Origin of the sequence: Streptomyces sp. NPDC048278 (assembly GCF_040652195.1) — a bacterium.
GTDB lineage: Bacteria > Actinomycetota > Actinomycetes > Streptomycetales > Streptomycetaceae > Streptomyces.
In genome coordinates this window covers 232,586-254,830 of record NZ_JBEZLP010000003.1, presented here as the reverse complement: position 1 = coordinate 254,830, position 22,245 = coordinate 232,586, and the positions used below count along the sequence as shown (strand labels likewise).

Below are 22,245 nucleotides of genomic sequence, written 5' to 3'. Positions count from 1 at the left end.
CGCCGACCCGGAGGGCTTTTACGGAGCCGTAACGGGACGGACATCGGTCAGAACGCTTGACGGGAGCACCATGACCGCAGTTTGGTATACCAAAAGCTGGTACACCGGTTGGTTCCCTGGAGGCCCCGTGTCCCTCGCCGACCGCGCCGAAGCAACCGGCGCAACCGTGTTCGTCCCCGATCCCCGCCTCACCAACGAAGACCTCGCCCCCGCCGAGAAGCGGAACTGGAAGGTCTTCGACCTCTTCGCCATGTGGATGTCCGACGTCCACAACCTCGGCAACTACACCTTCGCCGCGGGCCTGCTGGTCCTCGGCATGAACGTCTGGCAGGTCTTCACCTCCCTCCTCGTCGGCTTCGTGCTCATCTACGTCGGCATGAACTGGATGGGCAGGATCGGCCAGCGCCACGGCGTGCCGTTCCCGGTGGTCAGCCGGATCAGCTTCGGTGTCTGGGGTGCCAACATCCCGGCGCTGATCAGGGCCGTGATCGCCATCATGTGGTACGGCATCCAGACCTATCTGGCGTCCGTCGCCGTCAACGTGATGCTGCTGGCCGCCTGGCCGGGCCTGAAGTCCCTGACCGAGAGCTCCTTCCTGGGCCTGGACACGCTGGGCTGGATCTCCTTCGTCTCCCTCTGGCTGATCCAGGCGGCGATCATCAGCCGGGGCATGGAGACGATCCGCAAGTTCCAGGACTTCTGCGGCCCGGCGATCTGGCTGGTCATGATCGCCCTCGCGGTCTGGATCCTGGCCAAGGCCCACTGGACCATCTCGCTCACCTCCACCCCGCACCCGGTCTCCACCGGCGAGCAGTGGCGGCAGTGGTTCGGCGCGATCGGCCTGATCCTCGCCACCTACGGCACCCTGATGCTCAACTTCTGCGACTTCTCCCGCTTCGCACCCGACTACCGCACGGTCCGCCGCGGCAACTTCTGGGGCCTGCCGATCAACTCCACGGCCTTCGTGGTCGTCTCGGTGATCGTCACGGCCGGCTCCCTGGAGGTCTTCGGCGAGGCCATCACCGACCCGGCCGAACTCGTCGCCAAGGTCGGCAACACCTGGGTCCTGGTCGTGGCCGCGCTGACCTTCGCGGTCGCCACCATGGGCGTCAACATCGTCGCCAACTTCGTCTCACCCGCGTACGACCTGGCCAACGTCTGGCCGCAGAAGATCAGCTTCCGGGTCGGCGGCATGATCAGCACGGTCGCCGCGCTGGTCGTCACCCCCTGGAACCTCTTCTCCAACCCCACCGTCGTCAACTACTTCCTCGGCGGCCTCGGCGCCTTCCTGGGCCCGCTGTTCGGCGTGATCATGGTCGACTACTACGTGATCAAGCGCGGCAGGGTGGACGTCCAGCAGCTCTTCGACGCGTCCCCCGGCTCGCCGTACCACTACCGCAAGGGCGTCAACCCCAAGGCCCTGTGGGCGTTCCTGCCCTCGGCGGCGGTCGCCGCGGTGCTCGCGCTGGTGAAGACGTTCAGCGACGTGGCGCCGTACTCCTGGTTCATCGGCACCGCGCTGGCCGCGGGCCTGTACCTGGCACTGTGCCGCCGTGACCGCGCGCCGGCCCCCGCCCCCGTCCCCGTCACCGAGGAGGTCTGACGAACGTGCGGATCGTCGTCACCAACTGCAACACCACGCAGGAGATGACCGCGGAGATCGTACGAGGTGCCCGGGCCGCCGCAGGCCCGGGCACCACCGTGACCGGACTGACCCCCGACTGGGGGCCCGAGTCGGCGGAGGGCTGGCTCGACAGCTACCTGTCCGCGGCGGCGGTCCTGGACGCGCTGCGGACGTACACCGGTCCGCCGTACGACGCGGTGGTCATGGCCGGTTTCGGCGAGCACGGGCGGGAGGGCGTCCGGGAGCTGATGGACGTGCCGGTCGTCGACATCACCGAGGCCGCCGCCCATCTCGCCTGTCTGCTGGGCCGCCGCTACGGCGTCGTCACCACCCTGGACCGGTCGCGCGGGCAGATCGAGGACAGCCTGGAGACCGCAGGGGTCGCCCGCAACTGCGTCGCCGTCGCCGGCACCGGACTCGGCGTCCTCGACCTCGCCGGTGACCCCGGGCGCACGGAGGCCGCGTTCCTCGCGGCGGCCGAGCGGGTGCGGGACGCCGGCGCTGAGGTCCTCGTCCTCGGCTGCGCCGGGATGACGGGGCTGCAGCAGGCGGTGGGGGAGAAGCTCGGGGTCCCGGTGGTCGACGGGGTCGGCGCCGCGGTGAAGCTCGCCGAGTCGCTGGTCGCCCTGGGACTTACGACCAGCCGCGCGGGCAGCTACCGCAAGCCGCTGCCGAAGACCCGGGTATGGGGTGCCGCACCGGGCCGACCGTAGCCCGAACGTCCTCCCGGACCCGGACCCGGACCCGGAGCCAGAGCTGGAGCCAGAGCCAGAGCCAGAGCCAGAGCCAGAGCTGGAGCCGGAGCTGGAGCCGGGATTGGGATTGGAGCCGGGATCGGGATCGGGATCGGCCGGAGTCGGCTCAGGGCCGCCACACGTACCGCACATCCGGCTCCCGCTCCTCGTTCCCGCTCCCGTCCGTGTGCTCGACGGCGACGAAGCCGTGCCGCTCGTAGAACCGGTGCGCGGGCTTGTTGACCTGGAAGGTCCAGAGTGTCAGCCCCGACGGCGAGCGCTCCTTGGCCAGCGCGACGCACCGGTCGCCGATGCCGTGCCCCCGCCACTCGGGGGCCAGGTACAGCTGGGACAGCAGGTCCCACGCGAGCACCATCATGCCCACGACGAGCCCGTCCGCCTCCGCGACCCAGGTCTCGCGCGCCGGCACCACGACGTCCCGGATGTACGCGCGCACCTCGTCGTCCGAACGCGGCCGGACGACGGTGGGCAGGGCGGCGTCGAACGACCGCAGCCAGACATCGGCGACCCCGGCGGCATCCGGCCCACCGGCACGGCGCAGTACCACCCCGGCGTTCACGCCCGCGCCCCCTCGGGTACGACGGCGGTGGCCGTGATCTCCACCAGCTGCCCGGTGTAGCCCAGACAGGCCACCCCGACCAGCGTCGACGAGTGCGGCCCGGTGCTGAGCCCGGAGGCCTCGACGACCTCCCACACGGCGGACAGCACCGCGGGCTCACTGCTCACGACGTACACGTCCGTCGCCAGCACGTGCCCCAGGTCGCTGCCGACCGAACGGAGCTGCTCCCGCAGGTTGGCGATCACCTGCTCGGCCTGCCGCGGCGGATCCCCCTCGCCGACGAGCTTCCCCTCGCCGTCCAGCGGAACGGAACCGGCGAGGAACGCGAGCCTCGTGCCGGTCTCCACGACGGAGACGTGCGAGTAGCCGGGCGGCGGAAAGAGAGCCGGGGCGGTGACACGCTGGATCACGGGGGCTCCTGGAGTGAAGGCGGACAACCGCTCGATCATCCGCGCTCGCACCGGACGACCGCACCCGAATTTCCCGACTCGCCGCCCCGCCTGCCCTCCCGCCCCGACAGCGACCGGGATCCGGCCGTCTACTACCGGGGCCGCTCTGACCCGGCCGGGACGCGGGGCGCCGACGACATCCTCGGCGGAATGCGAGCGGAGTCCGGGAAGTTGCTCCAAGACGTGGCCGCGGCGGAGCTGCTGTTCGGCTTGCGCGACCCATTCGAGCCGCTCGAAAAATGCTTGGGAACAAGCCAGTTGCCGCTGCTACCTTCCTTCGCGTGGCGAAACTCAATCAGATCATCGCGGTCGAGAAGGGCATCAAGTCCAAGGCTCATCAGGACCTGACGTCGGCGCATCACGGGCTGCAGAAGCCCGCGTTGCTGGCCGGTATCTCGCGGACGTACCAGCCGAAGGACGAGGAGGGCGAGCAGTTGCCGCCCGAGTCCACGCGGGTTCAGGTGAAGGCCGAGGACGTGCTGCGGGAGACCTCGGCCACGCTGACGCGGCTCTTCGACGTGACCGCCACCAAGGACTGGGCCAACTGCGAGGCCAGGGCGGACGTGACGGTGGACGGGCGGGTGCTGGTCGCCGGCGTGCCCGTCGCCTATCTGCTGTTCCTGGAGAAGCAGCTCGTCGATCTCAATACCTTTGTGCGGAAGCTGCCGGTGCTCGACGCCTCCGAGTCGTGGGCGCAGGATCCGTCCACCGACGCGTGGAAGACGGAGCCCGTGCGGACGCTGCGGACCAAGAAGGTGCCTCGGAACCATGTGAAGGCCGAGGCCACCGAGAAGCATCCGGCCCAGGTCGAGGTGTACTACGAGGACGTGCCGGTGGGGTACTGGACCACCGTGAAGTTCTCGGGCGCCCTGCCCGCACGGCGGGTCAACGAACTCCTCGACCGGGTCGAGAAGTTGCAGCAGGCCGTCAAGTTCGCCCGTGAGGAGGCGAACGGCGCCGACGTCGTCGACCAGCGGGTCGGGGACGCCGTGTTCGGCTATCTCTTCGGATAGCCTTTCCAGACTCCCCGGCCCCTGTGGCCGGGGTGCGCGAGGAGCGCAAAGCTGAAGCTGAGCCTTGTCGTGAAGAGCGGTCGTACCCCACAGAACACGGGGCGGGCCGCGTTGAATCTCAGACTCTCGCTCCAGACTCAGCATTCGCCGCCGATCGCCGGATCGACCGGGCCCGGGCCCCAGTACGTCGAAATGCAGGTTCAAGTCCTGCCCGCGCAGCTCGATGCGTGGTGGTCCAAAGGAAGGACGCGACGACCTTACGACTGACCCGGGTTCTCAAGTGTGCCGGCGTGTGACGATGGGTGGCATTCCTGGGCCCGGGGGCAGGCTACGCCCCCGGGCCCGCTCGCGTTCCGTCCCGAATCGGGCCCGTACGGAATTGCGTTCATAAAGAAAGCGGCTCTCCGGGGCACTCGTCACACCCACGCAATACGAGTGCACCTTTTCGTACCGGAACGCGATCTACCGTGGACACCGAAGCCAACAGCCCGGCCACCGTCGCCCGAAGGCACACCCCGCCCTCGTCCGGACAGGAGCCCCGTGTCCCGTCGCATCGCCCTGCCGCCCTGGCTCGCCCACGCGCTGCGCGCCCAGCGCGGGCCCGTGTCCTGGAGCGCCGTGACGAGAGGGGCGCTGGCCGCAGGGCCGTTGCTGCTCGCCGCGGTCCTGCTGCACCGCACCTCCCTCGGCGTCGTCGCGGCCATCGCCGCGATGCTCGCCGGGATCAACGACCGGCCCGGCAGCAGGCGGTCCGCCGTGCGGCGGCTCGGGGTGCCCGCGGCGGCCGGCGCGGTCGGGCTGCTCGTCGGGACGTACGGCGGGGAGCACCTCACCGCCCTCCCCCTCACTCTGCTGCTCACCGCCCTCGGGCTGGCCGCCGGCGGCATGAGCGCCGTCGGGCCCGTCGCCTCCGGGGCCGGTACCCAGCTGCTGGTCGCCGCCGCCATCGGCGCCGGGATGCCGGTCGCCGAGGCCGGCTGGCAGCGCGCCCTCGCCTTCCTCGCGGGCGCCGGCTGGCTGGTCCTGCTCCGCCTCGCCCTGCCCACCCCCGGTGCGCTCGCCGGCGACTTCCGCTTCGACGGGGAACGGGACGCCGTCGCCGCCGTGTACGACGCCGTCGCCGACCTCCTCGACGCGGTCGGCGGCGAGGCCGCGGGCCGCCGGCGCGTCGCCCTCACCGCCGCTCTCGACCACGCCCAGGACGCGCTCACCGGGCCCCGGCTGCGGCGCCACGCCAGCTCCGCCGCCGAACGCCGGTTGCACGCCCAGTACGCCGCCGCCCTGCCCCTCGCCGAGGCGGCCACCGCCCTCGCCTGGGCCGGGGAGCCGGTGTCCGCGCGGGCGGCCGAGGGGCCACGGCGGCTCGCCGCAGCCGTCCGGGCGAACGGCGGCACCGGTCCGCTGCCCGCACCCTCGCGGTCCGCGCCCGCGCTGCGCGCCCTCGACGACGCCCTGCTGCGCGCCGCGGCGGCCTTCGACCGGGCCGAGCCCGAGGGCGGCGGGCAGCGACCGCCCGCCCGGCGCCGCACCGCCGTCGACATCGTGCGGGCCGCGCTCGGCAGCGGCGGCCGGGAGTACGGGCTGCGGGTCGCCCTCTGCTTCGGGGCCAGCGCCGCCATCGCCCAGGCCCTGCACCACGCCCGCTGGTACGGCGAGCACCAGCACTGGTACTGGCTGCCCGCCACCGCCGTCTTCCTCGTCAAGCCCGATCTCGGGCCGCTCGCCTCCCGGGTGCTGTGCCGGGCCGCGGGAACCGTCCTCGGCGCCCTCGTCTTCGCCGGCCTCGCCGCCGTACTGCCCCGGCCCGAGGGACTCGTCGCGCTGGTCGCCGTCTGCGGGGCGCTGATCCCGGTCTCCACCCGGCACTTCGGCGCCCAGACCGCCGTCGTCACCGTCCTGGTGCTCGCCCTGGTCATGGTCGGCGGTGAACCGCAGGCCTCCGTCAGCCGGATCGGCGAGACGCTGCTCGCCTGCGTGCTCGTCCTGGTCGTCGGCCATCTGCCGATGCCGGGGCGGCGCGGCGGCGCGGTGCGCGCCCGGCTCGCGTCGGCCGGGCGGGCCGCACACGCCTACCTCGACCACGTCCTCGGCGGGTCCGGCGACCGCGGCGAACGCTGGGCCCTGCGCCGCGAGGCCTACCGCACCCTCGCCGAGGCCCGTGCCGCCATCGCCCTCGGCGCCGCCGAACTCCCCGCCCTCGCCCGGCACACCGAGGGCACGGACGCGGTGGCCGCCGTACTCGAACGGCTCGTGGACACGACCACCGCGTGTGCCGTGCACCTCGACGAGACGGGACGACTGACCGACCGGCACACCCGCCAGCTCCAGGACCTGGCGGGCGAGCTGGAGCGCGGAGGGCGACGGCTCGGGGTCGCGGTGCCGAGGATGCCGGTCGCGGCATAGGCGACCGCCGCCGCGCCGTACGCCTCAGTTCAGTCCGCGAACCGTGCCCACACCGGTGCGTGGTCCGAGCCCGCGACCCCGCGCCGCTTCGCCGGGTCCTCGCCGACCGACGGCAGCTCCGGCGGCGCGGTGGTGCCCGGCAGGCCGGTGCCCGCCTCCGTCAACCGGTGCACCAGGCGGTGGCTGAGGAGGATGTGGTCGATCAGCTCGCGCCGTCCCGAGTCGACACGGGAGTAACGCTGCTCGGCGGGTATGCGCGGGGCGACGTCCCACAGCCGCACGGCGTCGCCCTTGTCCGGGTGGTCGTAGCCGGCGGTGCCGAGTTCGGAGCCGGGCGGACCGAGGAGGATCTGGGTGGTGGCCGCCAGTACCTCGTCGTTGAGGTCGCCGAGGACCGCCACGTCGCGGGACGCGCCCTGTCCGGCGAGCAGTTCGTCCGCCAGCGCCCGCAGCGCCGTCGCCTCGGCGGCGCGCCGGTAGAGGGCGTACGCCCCGTAGCGCGCCCGTTCGCCCTCGTCGTGCGGGTAGAAGCGGTCGCCCGGATAGGTCAGGAGCTTGGACTTGAGGTGGGCCACGGCCACCGTGAGCGGTCCGGCCGGGGCCTGCACCGTGACCGCGAGGAAGCCCCGCCCGGCCTGGGCGGCGGTCGCGCCCGAGTCGTCCGTCTGCACCGGGCGCAGGCCGGCCGGGAACGCGGCCGTGTCGGCGGCCACCGTGAGCTCGGCACGGGCCAGGAAGCCGACCCGGATGCCCCGGCCGTCGGGGTGCGAGGAGAGGATGAACCGCCAGTTCGGGCCGAGCAGTCCGGCCAGATCCGCCAGGGCGTCGGGGTCGCCGACCTCCTGCACGCCGAGCAGGGTCGGGTCGAGCGGGCCGATCACGGCGGCGAGGGCGGCGAGCTTCGCCTCGTAGGCGGACTTGTCCTTGGGGCCGTAGGGACTGCCGGGCCGGTAGAGGTTTTCGAGGTTCCAGGTGCCCAGGAGCATGCCGGGCTCCTTCCAGGAGGTGGTGCGGCCAGCGTGCTCGTCCGGGCCGCCTCGCGACAGTTCCGGGACCGGATGCGCGGTTCGGCTCAGGCGGGCCGAGGACCGTGCCCTACGTCGGCGCGACGAGCCCGGCTGCCGCGGGTCGCGGCGTCGGCTGTGCGGGTCGTCGGGCGTGCGGGCCGGGTGACGGAGGCACGGAAAAAAACTTCGGGCGGGCCGATGAGTTCTCTTCCCTCCCGCGGTCACCACCCGGACCGACCGTTGTATCAGGAGGGCCCATGTCGCTTCCGGAGATCGTCTCGCGTGAGCGGTGGCGTGCCGCGCGTGCGGAGTTACTGCGCAAGGAGGAGGCGCTCACCCGGGCGCGGGAGGCGCTGAGCGCCGAGCGGCGCGGGCTCCCCATGGTCGAGGTGGACCCGGAGTACGTCTTCGAGGGCGGTGACGGCAAGGCGACTCTGCTGGACCTCTTCGACGGGCGGCCCCAACTCGTCGTCCACCACTTCATGTTCGCCCCGGAGTGGGCGACCGGCTGCCCCTGCTGTGCCGCTTTCCTGGACCAGATCGGCCACCTCGCCCATCTGCGGGCGCGCGGCACGGCGTTCGCGGTGGTCTCCCGGGCGCCGTTCACCCGGATCCTGCCGTTCAAGGCGCGGATGGGCTGGACGGTGCCCTGGTACTCGTCCTGCCACACCCACTTCGACCGCGACTTCAACCGCGACTTCGAGGCGACCATCGTCGTGGACGACGAACCGGTCGAACGGCCCGGCATCAGCTGCTTCCTGCGGGAGCACGACCGGGTCTTCCACACCTACTCGGTGTACGACCGCGGCCTCGACGGACTCGGCCCGACCACCTCCCTGCTCGACCTGACGGCCCTCGGCCGGCTGCCGGAGGGAAGCGACCGCGTCCGTTATCACGACGAGTACGAAGACTGACACATTCGGTCACGGAAGTGGCCGAAAGTCAGCCGAAAGTCAACGGACCCTCACCGTCCGCGCCGACGGTGTGTCGGGTATGTCTCAGTAGCGTCACCGGGCGAGCCATTCATGTTCTCCAGAGCGTTAACTCCTACAGGTACGACGCATTTCTGGAGGTGCAGGATGGTGAACGGGCGAACCGTGCTCGAGCGCTTTCCCGCAGGCGGACCGCGAGGATCATGGCCTGCGGAGGAGTTCGCGCAGGCCCGGCGGCTGGAAGGGCTGCCCGCCGAGGTCGTGATGGATCTGGCCACGGACACGTTCCTGGTCATCGTGCGCGGCACCGGCGGTCTGGAGAGCTGAGCGGTCTCCGACCGCTAACCGGCCTTGCGGACCGGCAGTTTCGCCGTGAACTGGTCCGCCTGGAGCGCGTACAGCTCCGCGTAGACCCCACCGCTGGCCAGGAGTTCGTCGGGGGTGCCCGACTCCACCACCCGGCCCTGTTCGAGGACGTGCACCAGATCCGCGTGCCGGACCGACGCCAGCCGGTGGGTGATCAGGACGACGGTCTGCCCGCTGCCCGCGAGGGCGCGGATCTTCTCGAAGACCTCCAGCTCGGCCCGGGCGTCCAGGGCGGCGGTCGGCTCGTCCACGATCAGGATGTGCCCGCGCCGGTAGGCGGCCCGCGCGATGCCCAGCCGCTGCCACTGGCCGCCGGACAGCTCGTGCCCGCCGCTGAAGTTGCGGGCCAGCAGGGTGTCCAGGCCGCGCGGCAGATCTTCGACCACCTCCTCCGCGCCCGCCTCCGCGACCGAGGCGGCCAGCCGCTCCTCGGTGAGCGGTGCCGACGAGCGGCCGACGGCCACGTTGACCTTGGCGGTGAACGGCCAGCGCTTGAAGTCCTGGGCGACCATGGCGATGCGCTCGGCGAGCCGGTGCCGGTCGGCCCGTGCCGCGTCGACACCGTCCCAGAGGATGCGGCCTCGGTCCGGCTGGTACAGCCCCGCCAGCAGCTTGACCAGGGTGGTCTTGCCGGACCCGTTCTCGCCGACCAGGGCGACGATCCGGCCGAGGGGGATGCTGAGCGTGACGTCGTCCAGGGCGGGGCGGGCGGCACCACCCGGATGCGCGCCCGGCTCATCGCCCGGTCCATCGCCCGGTCCATCGCCCGGCCCACCGCTCGGCCCACCGCCCGGCTCATCGTTCGGATAGCCGAAGGTGACGTTCTCGAAGCGGATCTCCCGGGGATCGTCGGGGAGCGGGTCGCCGCCGACCGGGATCGCCCGTTCGGCCGCCTCGACGTAGAGCCGCTCCAGGTCGCCCACGAACAGCGCCTCCTCGTGCAGCGTGTTGATCTCCAGCACGAGGGTGTTGAGGCTCGCCGAGCCGCTGCGGATCGCGATCACCGCCGTACCGGCCACCGACAGGGCCATCGCGCCGCTCAGCAGCAGCCCGCCCAGCGTCGCGTACGTGGCGACGGTCGCGAGGCCGGTCCAGGCCGCCGCGATCAGACCGGTACGGGCCGCGAGCCGGGCCAGCCTGGCCTGCTCCGCCTCCGCCGTCTCCGACATCGCCCGGTAGTGCCGCAGCAGGAACGGCCCGACCCCGTGCACCCGGATCTCCGGCGCCGCCTCCGGCTCGGTGAGCAGGGCGCTGATCAGGTGGCCGGCGCGGGCGTGCTGCACCCAGGTGTGGTACGACTCGTATCGGCGCCGGGCATTGGTCAGGGCGCCCCAGGCGCTCGGGATCGTCATGGTGATCAGCAGCGGGAGCAGCGCCGGGTGCAGCACCGTCAGCACACCGGCCGCGGTGACCAGCGAGATCATCGCGTTCACCACCCGCGTCCCGTACATGATCATGCGGCGGGCCGAGGAGGCGCCGTACTGCGCGGTGTCCAGCAGCTTGTGGAAGGCGTGGTCCTCGATCGCGGCGAGTTCGACGGCCGCGGCCCGCTCCAGGTACATCTCGGTCGCCACCCGCTCGACCTTGGGTTCCAGGCGGCCGGTGGCGTACGTGGACGCGGCGCGCAGCAGGGCGGCCACGAACATGACGGCGGCCATGGCCACCAGGGCGGGGGCGGCGCTGCGCAGCCGTTCCTCGATGGTGCCGGTGCCGGTGCCGATCAGCCGGCCGAGCACGCTGTTCACGGTGAGCAGGCTCACGGCCTGGGCCGCCCCGACGCCCACCTGCGCGGCCAGCACGATCCGCGTGGCCCCGGCGTCCGCCTGCCGGGCCAGCCGCAGACTGGACGCGAGCATGCCGGGCAGCCGGGTCATCATGGCGCGGAAGTCCAGCTCCAGGAAGGCGTTCCCGTGCTGGCTCCAGCCCATGTCGTAGCGGAGCGGCCCGCCGAAGAGCAGTTGCTCCGACTCCGACATCTCGGGCGCCGCCGTGTCCCGCCTCTTCCTCACCGCGATCCTCCCCGGGGCCGTGAGCGAGCGTGTCCGCGTCCGCCTGTCCGTCCGTTCGGCCGTTCGGCCGTGTGCGGATGTGTCCTTGGACGGTGTCCTTGGGCGGACGGCCACTATCGCGGGCGGAGCCGCCACCGGGCAGGGCGCGCGACGAGGTTCGCGGGGCGCGGGGGAGTGCACGAGGGGCAGGGGCCGAGGCGGGCCCGGGCGGCGGGCGGCGAGTTGTCGGCGGGCGCGGACCGGCCACGCTCCGGTCGGGCGGTCGCCGCTGTCGGGCGGGTCTTCCCTTGTCAGCCGAAGCCGCGCGGCGTCACGCGCTCAGGGGGCGGGACCACTCCGGTGTCGTCCCCGTCACCCGGCACAGGGCGAGGTACAGCGGTATCGGCGGGGTGTACGGCACCGTGCCCTCGGAGCGGTGGATCAGGCGGGCGGTGCCGGGAAGCGGGGCGCCCGGACCGTAATGGGCGGGGGCGGGCCAGGTGAGGGCGTCGTCGGAGTCGGCCGGGACGATCCACCACCAGCGCGTGCCATCGGCGTACACGCATCCCACCCGCGGCAGCCGCGGTACCACCAGCGGCCCGAGCCGCGCCGGTACCGCCACCGCGTCGCAGCCCAGCGGTGCCGTCATGCCCTCGGGCATCAGGAACGACCCGGCGCTCCCCGCGGACGACGACCGCCGGTCGCGCTTCAGGCGGATCAGCGTGTCGAGGCCCAGGGAATGGCCGGTACCGGACGCGCCGTTCATGCCTGCCTCCGCAGCGACACCGGCCCCAGCACCTCGGACCGCTCCGCCGGGCCGGAGCCCGACGACGGCCGGGGCACCGTGGTGTGCGCCGGTTCGTGGGACGGGCCACGCGACGGACCCGGCACGGGGCGAGCGCCCCAGCCCAGGTCGTTGCAGGGCTCCACGGTGTCCCGGGCGGCGTCGGTCCGGCGCGACAACTCCGCCCAGACCAGCAGCCCGGGCCCGTGCTCCTGAGCCCCCCAGGCCTGGCACAGCGCCTCGACGAGGAGCAACCCCCTCCCGTGCTCCTCCTCAGGGCGCTGCGGGGACGGGTGGGGCTCGTCGGGCGAACAGCCTTCGTCCTGCACGGCGATGCGCACCGTGTCGTCGTGGTCGTGCAACTCGCACACGACGCGACTGCTCGCGGTGTGCACGATCGCGTTGGTGACCAGCTCGGAGATGACCAGGGCGGCGGTGTCGCAGGCGTCCGCGCCGACCGACCAGCCGGCCAGCCGGGCGCGCACCAGGCGTCTCGCCTGGGCGGGGGAACCCGGATGCGCGGCCAGTTCGAACCGGAACCGGCGCTCGGCAGTGCCCTCTTCCGGGCGGGCTGCCTCCCCCACGTTCGAACGAGTTCGCACGGGAGGACCCCCATCAGCACCGAGACCGAGGCGGTCTGCGGCGGCGTCTGTTCCTAAGGGCGCGGACGGAATCACGCTTGCCACTATCTCCCCGCCGTGAACACTTGGCAAGTGTCACTCTGAAAAATGCAGAGTGCTGTGTGACGCGGTGAAGGGCCGTGGCACACTGCTCGCAACAGCATGTCGAGCGGCGCCAGTTGGGATGAGTGAGGATCCGACGGACCGATCCGGCCCATGCGATCGATGCGACCGAACAGGATGTTCCGGCTGTTACGGCCCATTCGGTCCTACCGGTCGGTCCGGTCATTCCGTCGGATCTTCGAATGAGTCTTCGAATGGCGCCGCTGGGCTGTCAGCATGCCGGGTGACACCTGTATGTGCGTGAGTGTGCAGGTGCCCTGCGCGTGAAGGTGCAGGCGTCATGCGTATGAATGTTGCGGGCGTCCTGCGCGTGACCGTGTAGATGCGTGGCGGCCGGACGCCGGTGAACCCGGCCCGGTGACAGGGAACTTCGTGGAGGTGGAGCGTGAGCGAGCCGCGGTCCGCGCCGACGGTGGGGCAGGTGGTCCTCGGCCGGCGCCTCCTCGACCTGCGGGAACGTGCGGGGCTCAAGCGTGAGGAGGCCGCCCGCGTGCTCCGCGTGGCGCCCGCCACCGTCCGCCGCATGGAGATGGCCGAGGTCGCCCTCAAGATCCCGTACCTCCAGCTGCTCCTGAAGGCCTACGGGGTGACCGACGACGAGGCCGACCTCTTCGTCCGGCTCGCCGAGGAGGCCAACAGACCCGGCTGGTGGCAGCGGTTCCACGACATCCTGCCGAGCTGGTTCTCCATGTACGTCAGCCTGGAGGGCGCGGCGAGCCTGATCCGCTCCTACGAGCCGCACTTCGTGCCCGGACTGCTGCAGACCGAGGACTACGCGCGCGGGGTGCTCAGGTCGGGCGCGGTCGGCCAGACCGAACCGGAGGAGATCGAACGCCACGTCGCCCTGCGGATGCAACGCCAGGAACTGCTCACCCGTGCCGAGGCGCCGCGCTTCTGGGCGGTGATGGACGAGACCGCCCTGCGCCGCCGGGTCGGCGGTCCGGAGGTGATGCGCGCACAGATCGACCGACTGCTCGACCTCACGAAGCTGCCCAATGTGACGCTCCAGGTCGCCCCGTTCTCCAGCGGGCCGCACCCGGGGACGTACGGGCCCTTCGTGCTGTTCCGATTCGCCATGCCCGAACTTCCGGACATGGTCTACAGCGAGTACCTGACCGGCGCCGTCTACCTGGACGCGCGCACCGAGGTGGCGACCCACCTCGAGGTCATGGACCGCATGGCGGCGCAGGCCGCTACGGCACAACGCACGAAGGAGATCCTCCGGGATCTCCGCAAGGAGCTGTGAATGGATCGCATAAAGCCCCAGTCCGGGCCGCGGAACCGCACCGAGCGGATCTACAACGGCATGCCTGCCCGGGAACTGGGCAGCGAGGGCTGGCACAAGCCGTGGAGCGGCGGCAACGGGGGCAACTGCCTGGAGGCGATGAAGCTGGCCGACGGCCGGATCGCCGTACGCCAGTCGACCGACCCGGACGGCCCGGCGCTGATCTACACCACGGACGAGATGACGGCCTTCATCGAGGGCGCCAAGGCGGGGGAGGCCGACTTCCTGCTCTCCTGAGCCCCTTCTGTCTCCCTCTGTCTGCTTTTCTTTCTCCTTATTCAACTTCTTTGTAATGGTGCTGAATTGATCATCGACCGCGTCAGACGCTTACGGAGTGCCTCGTGATCGACACCAGCAAGCCGCACCCGGCGCGCATGTACGACTGGTATCTGGGCGGCAAGGACAACTACCCCGTCGACGAGGAGATGGGGCGGCAGATGCTCGCCCTCGATCCCCGGGTGCCGGTGATGGCACGGGTCAACCGCGCCTTCATGCACCGTGCCACCCGGTGGCTGGCCGAGCACGGCGTACGGCAGTTCCTGGACATCGGCACGGGCATACCGACCGAGCCCAACCTGCACCAGATCGCCCAGGGCGTCGCGCCCGACGCCCGGGTGGTCTACTGCGACAACGACCCGATCGTGCTCGCCCACGCGGCGGCCCTGCTGCGCGGAACGCCCGAGGGTGCGACGGAGTACCTCCAAGCCGATGTCCGCGACCCGGAGGCGATCGTCGCCGGCGCGCGGGCGGTCCTGGACCTCGACCGCCCGGTCGCGCTCTCGCTCGTCGCCCTGCTCCACTTCGTCTCCGACGAGGACGGGGCGCACGAGCTGGTCGGCCGGCTGCTGTCCGAACTGCCGTCCGGCAGCTACCTGATGATGACCCACGCCACCGCCGACTTCACCCCGGAGGAGTCGGCTGCGGCCGTCGCGAAACTGCGGGCGGCCGGGGTCACGCTGGCGCTGCGCTCCCGCGAGGAGTTCGGCCGCTTCTTCGACGGCCTCGAACTCGTCGAGCCGGGTGTGTCGGTGGTCCACCACTGGCACCCGGAGCTGGGCGAGCCGGTACCGGGACAGGACGACGGGGTGATCCCGGGCTACGGGGCGGTGGCGCGCAAGCCGTAGGTGCCGGGAGGCCGCGGGTCCTCCGGAGCCCGGACTTCGCTCCGGAGCCCGGACTTCGCTCCGGAGCCCGGACTTCAAAGCCAGGACCACATCCGCCGGGCGCGCCCCTACACCGTCATCGGCCGGTCGTGCGGAGCTATCGGCGACGGCAGTCGCGAGCTCCCTGTCAGGTAGTGGTCGACGGCCGCCGCCACCGCCCGCCCCTCGGCGATCGCCCACACGATCAGCGACTGTCCGCGAGCCGCGTCCCCGGCGGTGAACACGCCAGGGACGTTCGTGGCGAACCCCGCGTCCCGGGAGACGGTGCCGCGCGGCTCCATCGCCACCCCCAGCTGGTCGATGAGCCCGTCCTCCCGGTCGGGCCCGGAGAAACCGAGCGCGAGCAGCACCATGTCGGCCGGGAGCGTCCGCCCGGTCCCCGGCACCGGCAGCCGCGCCGCGTCCACCTCGACCAGATGCAGCGACCGCACGTGCCCGCTTCCGTCGCCCGTGAAGCGAAGCGTCGACGCCGCGAACAGCCGCGCGTCCGCGTCCGCCGAGGGCGCCGTCTCCAGGTCCCGCGCCTCCTCGTGCGCCGCCGACAGCCGGTAGATCTTCGGGTACGTCGGCCACGGTTCGACGTCCTCGTCCCGCTCCGCGCCCGGCTGCGCGTAGATGTCCAGCTGGGTCACCGACGCGGCCCGCTCCCGCAGCGCCGTCCCCAGACAGTCCGCCCCCGTGTCACCCCCGCCCACGATCACCACATGCTTGCCGGCCGCCGACATCGGCGACTCCGCCAGATCCCCCTCGCACACCCGGTTGGCCAGCGGCAGATACTCCATCGCCTGGTGTATCCCGTCCAACTCCCGGCCCGGCACCAGAAGTTCCCGCCACGCCGTGGCCCCGGTCGCGATCACCACCGCGTCGTACCGGGCCCGCAGCTCCGCCGCCCGAAGGTCCCGCCCGACCGTCACGGACGTACGGAACTTCGTCCCCTCGGCCCGCATCTGCCCCAGCCGTCGTTCCAGATGGCGCTTCTCCATCTTGAACTCCGGGATGCCGTACCGCATCAGCCCGCCGAGCCGGTCGTCCTTCTCGTACACGGCGACCGTGTGCCCGGCCCGGGTCAGCTGCTGCGCCGCCGCGAGCCCGGTCGGCCCGGACCCGATCACCGCCACGGTCCGGCCCGACAACCGCTCCGGCGGCCTCGGCGAGGCGAACCCCTCCGCCCAGGCGTGGTCCGCGATGGCGCACTCGACGTTCTTGATCGTGACGGCGGGCTGGTTGATCGCGAGCACGCACCCCGCCTCGCACGGCGCCGGGCACAACCGTCCCGTGAACTCGGGGAAGTTGTTCGTGGCGTGCAGCCGGTCGCTCGCCGCCCGCCAGTCCTCCCGCGACACCAGGTCGTTCCACTCGGGGATCAGGTTGCCCAGCGGGCACGCGTCGTGGCAGAACGGCACCCCGCAGTCCATGCAGCGGTCCGCCTGCTTGCTGATGATCGGCAGCAGGGCGCCGGGGACGTACACCTCGTCCCAGTCCCGGACCCGCTCCTCGACGGGCCGCCGCGGCCACTCCTCGCGTGGCGTGGTCATGAACCCCTTGGGATCGGCCATGGTCGTCTTCCTCGCGTGCGATCACCCAGGCCGTGCGTCATCGGGCGGCACCCTTTCGGCCACGATACGTCCCCTCGGGCATGCCCGCAGAGTGGCTGACAGCGCTTTCCGGCACGGCTTCCTCAGCGGGGAGCCAGCAGGGAGCCAGCGGGAAGCCAGCCAGGAGTCAGCCGGGAGCCAGGTTGGCGTCAGCCGGAGGTCAGGCGGGACCCAGGCCCGGTCCGGCGGGGAACCGGCCGAGGGCCGATCCGCTCCCACGTCTCCCTCAGGCGTCTCCCCTCAGGCGTCTCCCCTCAGGCGTCTCCCTCAGGACAGGGCCAGTACATAGACGACCGCCGCCGCGGCCGACGCGACTGTGCGCGCGTGGTTCCAGAGCGTCCACTCACGCACGTACACCGGCCAGTAGGAGGCGGCCTCCGGGGTGCCGGGCTCCAGCTTGGCCAGTGCCTCGTTCCGGGGCACGTTCGCCATCGCGGTCAGCCCGAACGAACCGAACAGGTACAGCCCGCTGCCCAGCAGCAGCTCCACCTTCCCCTCGTCCGGCCACACCACGAACGTCACCACCGCGATCATCGCGCACACCACCGCCGACCCCGCGAACACCAGCATGAACGCCGGGGTCAGGGCCGCCCGGTTGATCGCGTTCATCGCGGCGACCCCCTGCGCCGACGGCAACGAGGCCAGCCCGCGCATCACGAAGGTCGAGAACCCGCAGAACACCCCTGCCGCCAGTCCGGCCCCCAGCACCCCCAGCAGGACCAGCACGTAATACGGCCCGTCGATCACGACCACCACACCCACTCTCGCCCCTGGACGCCTCCGCCTCTCAGATCAATGCCCACGGCCCACCCCTCTCCATGACTGTGAAGTCCGTCCACATACTCATCCGGATACACATCCGGCCAGAATCACTCCCGCCGTCACCCGGTCAGGCGGATCTCCACCCCGGCCTCCCACTCCCGCAGCACCGCCTCCACCGTCCCCGCGATCCGCCGCCGCGCCTCGTACCGCGGCACCCCGCTCATCAGCAGCTGGTCGTACGGCGTGTCCACGTGCCGTACCCCCGCCACCACCGCCGAGACCACCGCCCCCTGCGTCAGTGCCCGCCCGGCCGCGGTCCGCCCGACCCGCCCGCTGCCCCGCACCGACGCGTGCGCCGCGATCGCCCTTGCCCGCCCCACCGGGCAGCCCGGGAACAGACGCAGGATCTCCGCCGCGAACGCCTCCGTGAACCGCACGTCCTCGGCCGCCCGCCGCTTGGCGTCCCGCGCCCGGCGCCGCCGCCGTGCCTCGGCGTCGGCCAGACACCGCACCTCGGCACGGACCAGCGCGGCCTCCTCGACCAGGACGCCCTGCCGCTCGTACCGGCACTTGCGCCGGTTGAACCGGACCACCAGCGCCGACAGCGTGCTCTCCTCCCGCGACCGCCGGGTCAGCGCCGTGTCGCCACGGGGCAGGAACACCAGATGCCCGAGATCGGCGCACTCCAGGCACCGCGGCAGCCCGTCCTCCACCACCAGCAGCGACAACGGCCCCCGGCGGCACGCCGCACACCGCTTGTGCCGCAGCGGCTGCACGACCAGAAGCCCACCGTGGTGAGGGGGAGTTGCGAGGCGCGTCATATGCGGTACTTCCCCTCCCCGGAGACTGATCTCACGTCGTTCGCGCCCTCCCTCCGGGCCGGACGACGGTCGCCGGGCGCGCCTTCCCGCCCGGGGCGCGCCTGTCCCGCCGGCCGCCACCGGTGCCCGGCCCCGGAACCACCCCCGGCGTGCCCGAACGGCCGACCCGGCATCATGATCCTGTGCGACTCGAAGCGATCACCTGGGACCGGCTCGCCGAGCGTCTCGCCGAGCGGCTGGCCGAACTGAAGCCCGCCGACGGGAGTGCCTGGCCACGCGTGGCCTTCGACGGCGCCCCGGCCGCCCGGCCCGGCGACCTCGCGGAGCGCGTCGGTGAGGCGCTGCGGGTAAGGGGCCGGCCGTCGCTCGTCGTGGGCACCGAGGGCTTCCTGCGCCCCGCCTCGCTGCGTCTGGAGCACGGCAGGCGAGACGCGGAGTCGTACTACGGCGGCTGGTTCGACACCAACGCCCTGTGGCGGGAGGTCTTCGGCCCCCTCGATCCCGGCGGGACCGGTCGTGTCCTGCCCGATCTGTGGGACCCGGCCACCGACCGCGCCACCCGCAGCCCCTATGTCCAACTCCCGCCCGGCGGACTGCTCTTGCTGCACGGACCGCTCCTGCTGCGGCACTGGTTCCCGTTCGACCTGACCGTCCACCTCCTCCTGACTCCCGGCGCCCTGCGCCGCCGTACCCCCGAGGCCGACCACTGGACCCTGCCCGCCTTCGAGCGCTACACCGCCGAGACCGACCCCGCCGGCACCGCCGACGTCCTGATCCGCGCCGACGACCCGCGCCATCCGGCGTGGACCGGCTGAACGCCCGCGGCCGGGCGGCTCAGAGCCAGCCGTTGCGCCGGAAGCCGCGGTACAGCACCAGGCACGCCACGGATATGACGCCGATGACGAGCGGATAGCCGAACCGCCAGTGCAGCTCCGGCATGTGATCGAAGTTCATGCCGTACACACCGCACACCATCGTCGGCACCGCGATCACCGCGGCCCAGGCCGTGATCTTCCGCATGTCCTCGTTCTGCGCGACCGTCACCTGGGCCAGATGCGCCTGGAGGATGGAGTTGAGCAACTCGTCGAAGGCCGCGATCTGTTCCTTCGCCCGCATCAGGTGGTCGAACACATCCCTGAAGTAGGCCTGTATCTCCGGGGAGATCACCCGGATCGGCCGGGTGGTCAGCTCCTCCATCGGGCGGCCGAGCGGCACCACCGCGCGCTTCAGCTCCAGGAGTTCACGCTTCATCTGGTAGATCCGCCCCGGGTCGGCCCGCGCGCCGTTCTCCGCGAACACGGCCGCCTCGACCTGGTCGATGTCGCCCTGCACCGCGTCCGTGACGCTCAGATAGTCGTCGACCACATGGTCCGCGATGGCGTGCAGCACGGCTGCCGGCCCCTTGGCGAGCTGACTCGGCGTGGCCTCCAGCTCCTCGCGCAGCGGCCCGAGGGAGCCGTGCCGGCCGTGCCGTACCGTGATCACGAAGTCCTCGCCGACGAACACCATGATCTCGCCGGTGTCGACCACCTCGCTGGTCGCCGTCAGCTTCTCGTGCTCGACGTAGCAGACCGTCTTGAACACCGCGAACAGCGTCTCGCCGTACCGCTCCACCTTCGGGCGCTGATGGGCCTCGACCGCGTCCTCCACGGCCAGCGGGTGCAGGTCGAACAGCTCGGCGATGCCCGCGAACTCGCTGTCCGTCGGCTCGTGCAGCCCCAGCCAGACGAACCCGTCCCCCCTCTTGCGCACCCGTTCCACCGCGGAGAACAGATCGCTGCACTCCGGCACCCGTGCCCCGTCCTCGTACGTCACGCAGTTGACCACCGAGGAACCCAGCGGGGACCGTGCGTGATGGTTCAGGTCGACACGGGGCCGCCGCCGGGCCAGCCGCGCCACCCTGCGCAGGCCGCCGGCCCTGCCCAGCCCTGTGACCTTCCGCAGATTCCCTGCCATCGTCATTCCGGATCTCCTTGCATGGATCCACTCGCGCAACGCTTCCCGCCCTGCCCGGCAAGTCTGCCAGCCCGGTGTGAGACACGGGTAAGCCTGTGGGAACGGCGAGTTCCGGTTGGTTCCCGCCTGTGGACAACCGGACTCCCGACCCGGACTCCCGACCGGTCTCCCGATCCGGGTTCCCGACCCGAGTGCCCCGCGTCCGCCGACGGCACGCTCGCCGCGGCGGGCACTCCGGGCGACTGAAATCATCGCCGCATGACACAGGACGACGGATATCTCCTCGACAACCGCCAGAGCGAGGCCGGACAGCGCTTCGACGCCTTCGCGGACCTCTTCGACCCGACGACCTTCCGTCACGTCGACGCATGCGGTCTGGGACCGGGCGGGAGCTGCTGGGAGGTCGGGGCCGGCGGCACCTCCGTGGTGTCCTGGCTGGCCGGGAAGGTCGGGCCGACCGGCCGGGTCGTCGCCACCGACATCGACACCTCGCTGCTCGCCGCGGCCGTCCACGGACCCGTCGAGGTCCTTACCCACGACGTCGGCGCGGAGGAGCCGCCGGGGGAGGGCTTCGACCTGGTGCACGCCCGGCTCGTCCTGGTCCATGTGCCGGACCGGGAACGGGCGTTGCGATCCATGATCAAGGCCCTGCGGCCCGGCGGACGCCTGCTGATCGAGGACGCCGACCCCGCCCTCCAGCCCCTCACCTGCCCCTACGAGTACGGCCCCGAGCAGCAGCTCGCCAACCGCCTGCGGCAGGGCTTCCGCAAGCTCCTCGCCGAACGCGGCGCCGACCTGTCGTACGGCCGCAAGCTTCCGCGACTGCTCCGCGAGGCCGGGCTGCACGACGTGGAGGCCGACGCCTTTTTCCCCGTCGCCTCGCCCGCCTGCACCGCCCTGGAGATCGCCACCGTCCGGCAGATCCGGGGTCGGCTCGTCGCGGCCGGCCTGGCCACCGACGAGGAGATCGACCGGCATCTGGCCAACGTCGCGACGGGCGGCATGGACCTCGCCACGGCTCCGATGATCTCGGCGTGGGGCCGCAAGGCGTAGGCCAGGCGCCCCGGGGCGGGGTGCGGTGCGGTGCCCGGGTCAGCCGTGGGCAGGCGGTCGCGCACCCACGCGTTCCACTGCCCGCGCGCCCGCCCGGCAGCCCAGGACCGCCGCCTCCCGGGCATCCGCGCCGGCGACCAGCGCGGCGAGGAACGCCCCGGTGAAGGCGTCGCCGGCGCCGGTGGTGTCCCGGGGCGTCGCCGGTGCGGCCGGGACGCGGGCGAGGACGCTGCCCGACCGGGCCACCAGCGCACCGTCCGCGCCCGCCTTGGCCACCACCAGCGGCACCTGGCGGCTCAGCTTGGCCGCGGCGTCCGCCGGATCGGGCAGCCCTGTCAGCAGACAGGCCTCGTCCCGGCTCGGCAGCAGGACGTCCACCCCCTCGACGAGCGTCAGAAAGCGGTCCACGCCGAGCGCCACCAGGAACCCGGCCGACGCCGGGTCCAGGCTCACCGGTACGCCACGCGCGCGTGCCGCCGCCACGGCCGTCGCCAGCAGCGCCCGGCTCGGTTCGGAGAACAGCAGGTAGCCGGAGAGATGCAGCCGGGCCACCCCGTCGAGCAGCGCGTCCGACCAGTCGGCGGGCTCCAGCCGCAGGGACGCCCCGCTGTCCGTGAGGAAGGTCCGCTCGGCCGAGGCACCGCTGTCGACCAGGCAGATCACCGTCCCCGTCGGGGCCTCGGGGTCCACCACGAGCCGGGGCCGCACCCCGGAGGCGACCAGCTCCCGCTCGTGCCACCGGGCCGTGTCCGCGCCGACCCGCCCCAGCAGCCGTACGTCCGCGCAGCCCGTGTGCGCCGCCCAGCACGCCACATTGGCGCCCGCCCCGCCGGGCAGGGTCCGGATCACGGCGCCCGTGTCGGTGCCGGCCGCCAGCGGCCCCCGGTACCGCGCGACGACATCGGTGACGACATCCCCGACGACCAGCAGCGCCCCGCTCCCGCCCCGCGCCGGGACCCCGAGGGACATCGCCTCCCTGCGGGGGGT

At 72.3% G+C, this 22,245-nt stretch carries 22 protein-coding genes; 11 read left to right on the top strand and 11 right to left on the bottom strand.

The features are described 5' to 3' along the window. Positions 1-127: 127 nt before the first annotated feature. Together AB0D74_RS07340 and AB0D74_RS07335 are read left to right on the top strand one after the other, a co-directional pair. A complete protein-coding gene (locus tag AB0D74_RS07340; RefSeq protein ID WP_362581457.1) occupies positions 128-1,603 on the top strand; it encodes an NCS1 family nucleobase:cation symporter-1 in 1,476 nt (491 codons plus the stop codon). A 5-nt stretch (positions 1,604-1,608) separates the two neighbouring features. After that, complete coding sequence (locus tag AB0D74_RS07335; protein WP_362581455.1) at positions 1,609-2,337, top strand: aspartate/glutamate racemase family protein; 729 nt, start codon at positions 1,609-1,611, stop codon at positions 2,335-2,337. 148 nt (positions 2,338-2,485) lie between these two features. On the opposite strand, the gene AB0D74_RS07330 is transcribed toward AB0D74_RS07335, so the two are convergent. After that, positions 2,486-2,938 (bottom strand): GNAT family N-acetyltransferase, encoded by a 453-nt coding sequence (locus AB0D74_RS07330; protein WP_362581453.1) that lies wholly within the window; start codon positions 2,936-2,938, stop codon positions 2,486-2,488. Further along, positions 2,935-3,348, bottom strand: a complete 414-nt coding sequence (locus AB0D74_RS07325) for a RidA family protein (RefSeq protein ID WP_362581451.1) — start codon at positions 3,346-3,348, stop codon at positions 2,935-2,937. The genes AB0D74_RS07330 and AB0D74_RS07325 overlap by 4 nt, the downstream gene beginning before the upstream one ends. Before the next feature lie 320 nt (positions 3,349-3,668). Between AB0D74_RS07325 and AB0D74_RS07320 the strand changes: the two genes are divergently transcribed. Both AB0D74_RS07320 and AB0D74_RS07315 read left to right on the top strand, forming a co-directional pair. Next, positions 3,669-4,400: a hypothetical protein gene (locus tag AB0D74_RS07320; protein ID WP_362581449.1), complete on the top strand. Its 732-nt coding sequence runs from the start codon at positions 3,669-3,671 to the stop codon at positions 4,398-4,400. Positions 4,401-4,940: 540 nt separating this feature from the next. Next, entirely contained in the window at positions 4,941-6,803 is a 1,863-nt protein-coding gene (locus AB0D74_RS07315) for an FUSC family protein (protein ID WP_362581447.1), read from the top strand. 29 nt (positions 6,804-6,832) lie between these two features. Here the strand turns inward: AB0D74_RS07315 and AB0D74_RS07310 are convergent, their stop codons facing one another. Further along, positions 6,833-7,789, bottom strand: a complete 957-nt coding sequence (locus AB0D74_RS07310; protein ID WP_362581445.1) for an endonuclease/exonuclease/phosphatase family protein — start codon at positions 7,787-7,789, stop codon at positions 6,833-6,835. A 278-nt stretch (positions 7,790-8,067) separates the two neighbouring features. Between AB0D74_RS07310 and AB0D74_RS07305 the strand changes: the two genes are divergently transcribed. Next, positions 8,068-8,724, top strand: a complete 657-nt coding sequence (locus AB0D74_RS07305; protein WP_362581443.1) for a DUF899 domain-containing protein — start codon at positions 8,068-8,070, stop codon at positions 8,722-8,724. A gap of 165 nt (positions 8,725-8,889) precedes the next feature. Next, positions 8,890-9,069 (top strand): hypothetical protein, encoded by a 180-nt coding sequence (locus AB0D74_RS07300; RefSeq protein ID WP_362581441.1) that lies wholly within the window; start codon positions 8,890-8,892, stop codon positions 9,067-9,069. 14 nt (positions 9,070-9,083) lie between these two features. On the opposite strand, the gene AB0D74_RS07295 is transcribed toward AB0D74_RS07300, so the two are convergent. From AB0D74_RS07295 to AB0D74_RS07285, 3 genes are all read right to left on the bottom strand, one after another. Next, positions 9,084-11,084, bottom strand: a complete 2,001-nt coding sequence (locus AB0D74_RS07295; RefSeq protein ID WP_362581929.1) for an ABC transporter ATP-binding protein — start codon at positions 11,082-11,084, stop codon at positions 9,084-9,086. A 343-nt stretch (positions 11,085-11,427) separates the two neighbouring features. Further along, entirely contained in the window at positions 11,428-11,862 is a 435-nt protein-coding gene (locus tag AB0D74_RS07290; RefSeq protein ID WP_362581439.1) for a hypothetical protein, read from the bottom strand. Next, the gene (locus tag AB0D74_RS07285) at positions 11,859-12,566 is read right to left on the bottom strand and encodes an ATP-binding protein (RefSeq protein ID WP_362581437.1); all 708 of its coding nucleotides are present in this window, start codon (positions 12,564-12,566) and stop codon (positions 11,859-11,861) included. The genes AB0D74_RS07290 and AB0D74_RS07285 overlap by 4 nt, the downstream gene beginning before the upstream one ends. Before the next feature lie 442 nt (positions 12,567-13,008). Here AB0D74_RS07285 and AB0D74_RS07280 point away from each other — a divergent pair, with 442 nt between their 5' ends. The 3 genes from AB0D74_RS07280 (at position 13,009) to AB0D74_RS07270 (ending at position 15,032) form a co-directional block, all read left to right on the top strand. Next, entirely contained in the window at positions 13,009-13,869 is an 861-nt protein-coding gene (locus AB0D74_RS07280; RefSeq protein WP_362581435.1) for a helix-turn-helix transcriptional regulator, read from the top strand. After that, a complete protein-coding gene (locus AB0D74_RS07275; RefSeq protein WP_089100964.1) occupies positions 13,870-14,145 on the top strand; it encodes a DUF397 domain-containing protein in 276 nt (91 codons plus the stop codon). It begins immediately after the preceding gene. Between the two features lie 104 nt (positions 14,146-14,249). Beyond that, entirely contained in the window at positions 14,250-15,032 is a 783-nt protein-coding gene (locus tag AB0D74_RS07270; RefSeq protein WP_362581433.1) for an SAM-dependent methyltransferase, read from the top strand. A gap of 107 nt (positions 15,033-15,139) precedes the next feature. On the opposite strand, the gene AB0D74_RS07265 is transcribed toward AB0D74_RS07270, so the two are convergent. The 3 genes from AB0D74_RS07265 to AB0D74_RS07255 form a co-directional block, all read right to left on the bottom strand. Then, positions 15,140-16,627 carry a glutamate synthase subunit beta gene (locus tag AB0D74_RS07265; protein WP_362581431.1) on the bottom strand — a complete coding sequence of 496 codons (1,488 nt, stop codon included), beginning with the start codon at positions 16,625-16,627 and terminating at the stop codon, positions 15,140-15,142. Positions 16,628-16,933: 306 nt separating this feature from the next. Then, complete coding sequence (locus tag AB0D74_RS07260) at positions 16,934-17,413, bottom strand: anthrone oxygenase family protein (RefSeq protein WP_362581927.1); 480 nt, start codon at positions 17,411-17,413, stop codon at positions 16,934-16,936. A 134-nt stretch (positions 17,414-17,547) separates the two neighbouring features. After that, positions 17,548-18,249 (bottom strand): DUF2293 domain-containing protein, encoded by a 702-nt coding sequence (locus tag AB0D74_RS07255; RefSeq protein WP_362581429.1) that lies wholly within the window; start codon positions 18,247-18,249, stop codon positions 17,548-17,550. A gap of 182 nt (positions 18,250-18,431) precedes the next feature. On the opposite strand from AB0D74_RS07255, the gene AB0D74_RS07250 reads away from it, so the two are divergent. Further along, positions 18,432-19,064 (top strand): uridine kinase, encoded by a 633-nt coding sequence (locus AB0D74_RS07250; protein WP_362581427.1) that lies wholly within the window; start codon positions 18,432-18,434, stop codon positions 19,062-19,064. Positions 19,065-19,083: 19 nt separating this feature from the next. Here the strand turns inward: AB0D74_RS07250 and AB0D74_RS07245 are convergent, their stop codons facing one another. Next, positions 19,084-20,211 (bottom strand): magnesium and cobalt transport protein CorA, encoded by a 1,128-nt coding sequence (locus tag AB0D74_RS07245; protein ID WP_362581425.1) that lies wholly within the window; start codon positions 20,209-20,211, stop codon positions 19,084-19,086. 252 nt (positions 20,212-20,463) lie between these two features. Here AB0D74_RS07245 and AB0D74_RS07240 point away from each other — a divergent pair, with 252 nt between their 5' ends. Then, the gene (locus AB0D74_RS07240; protein ID WP_362581423.1) at positions 20,464-21,258 is read left to right on the top strand and encodes a methyltransferase domain-containing protein; all 795 of its coding nucleotides are present in this window, start codon (positions 20,464-20,466) and stop codon (positions 21,256-21,258) included. Between the two features lie 39 nt (positions 21,259-21,297). On the opposite strand, the gene AB0D74_RS07235 is transcribed toward AB0D74_RS07240, so the two are convergent. Beyond that, a complete protein-coding gene (locus tag AB0D74_RS07235; RefSeq protein ID WP_362581925.1) occupies positions 21,298-22,227 on the bottom strand; it encodes a sugar kinase in 930 nt (309 codons plus the stop codon). Positions 22,228-22,245 lie beyond the last annotated feature (18 nt).

What these genes read in the sequence shown, in the direction of transcription:
- AB0D74_RS07310 (WP_362581445.1), bottom strand. Translation starts at nt 7,789, where the DNA reads ATGCTCCTGGGCACCTGGAACCTCGAAAACCTCTACCGGCCCGGCAGT.
- AB0D74_RS07305 (WP_362581443.1), top strand. Translation starts at nt 8,068, where the DNA reads ATGTCGCTTCCGGAGATCGTCTCGCGTGAGCGGTGGCGTGCCGCGCGT.
- AB0D74_RS07300 (WP_362581441.1), top strand. Translation starts at nt 8,890, where the DNA reads ATGGTGAACGGGCGAACCGTGCTCGAGCGCTTTCCCGCAGGCGGACCG.
- AB0D74_RS07295 (WP_362581929.1), bottom strand. Translation starts at nt 11,084, where the DNA reads ATGTCGGAGTCGGAGCAACTGCTCTTCGGCGGGCCGCTCCGCTACGAC.
- AB0D74_RS07290 (WP_362581439.1), bottom strand. Translation starts at nt 11,862, where the DNA reads ATGAACGGCGCGTCCGGTACCGGCCATTCCCTGGGCCTCGACACGCTG.
- AB0D74_RS07275 (WP_089100964.1), top strand. Translation starts at nt 13,870, where the DNA reads ATGGATCGCATAAAGCCCCAGTCCGGGCCGCGGAACCGCACCGAGCGG.
- AB0D74_RS07265 (WP_362581431.1), bottom strand. Translation starts at nt 16,627, where the DNA reads ATGGCCGATCCCAAGGGGTTCATGACCACGCCACGCGAGGAGTGGCCG.
- AB0D74_RS07255 (WP_362581429.1), bottom strand. Translation starts at nt 18,249, where the DNA reads ATGACGCGCCTCGCAACTCCCCCTCACCACGGTGGGCTTCTGGTCGTG.
- AB0D74_RS07245 (WP_362581425.1), bottom strand. Translation starts at nt 20,211, where the DNA reads ATGACGATGGCAGGGAATCTGCGGAAGGTCACAGGGCTGGGCAGGGCC.
- AB0D74_RS07240 (WP_362581423.1), top strand. Translation starts at nt 20,464, where the DNA reads ATGACACAGGACGACGGATATCTCCTCGACAACCGCCAGAGCGAGGCC.
- AB0D74_RS07235 (WP_362581925.1), bottom strand. Translation starts at nt 22,227, where the DNA reads ATGTCCCTCGGGGTCCCGGCGCGGGGCGGGAGCGGGGCGCTGCTGGTC.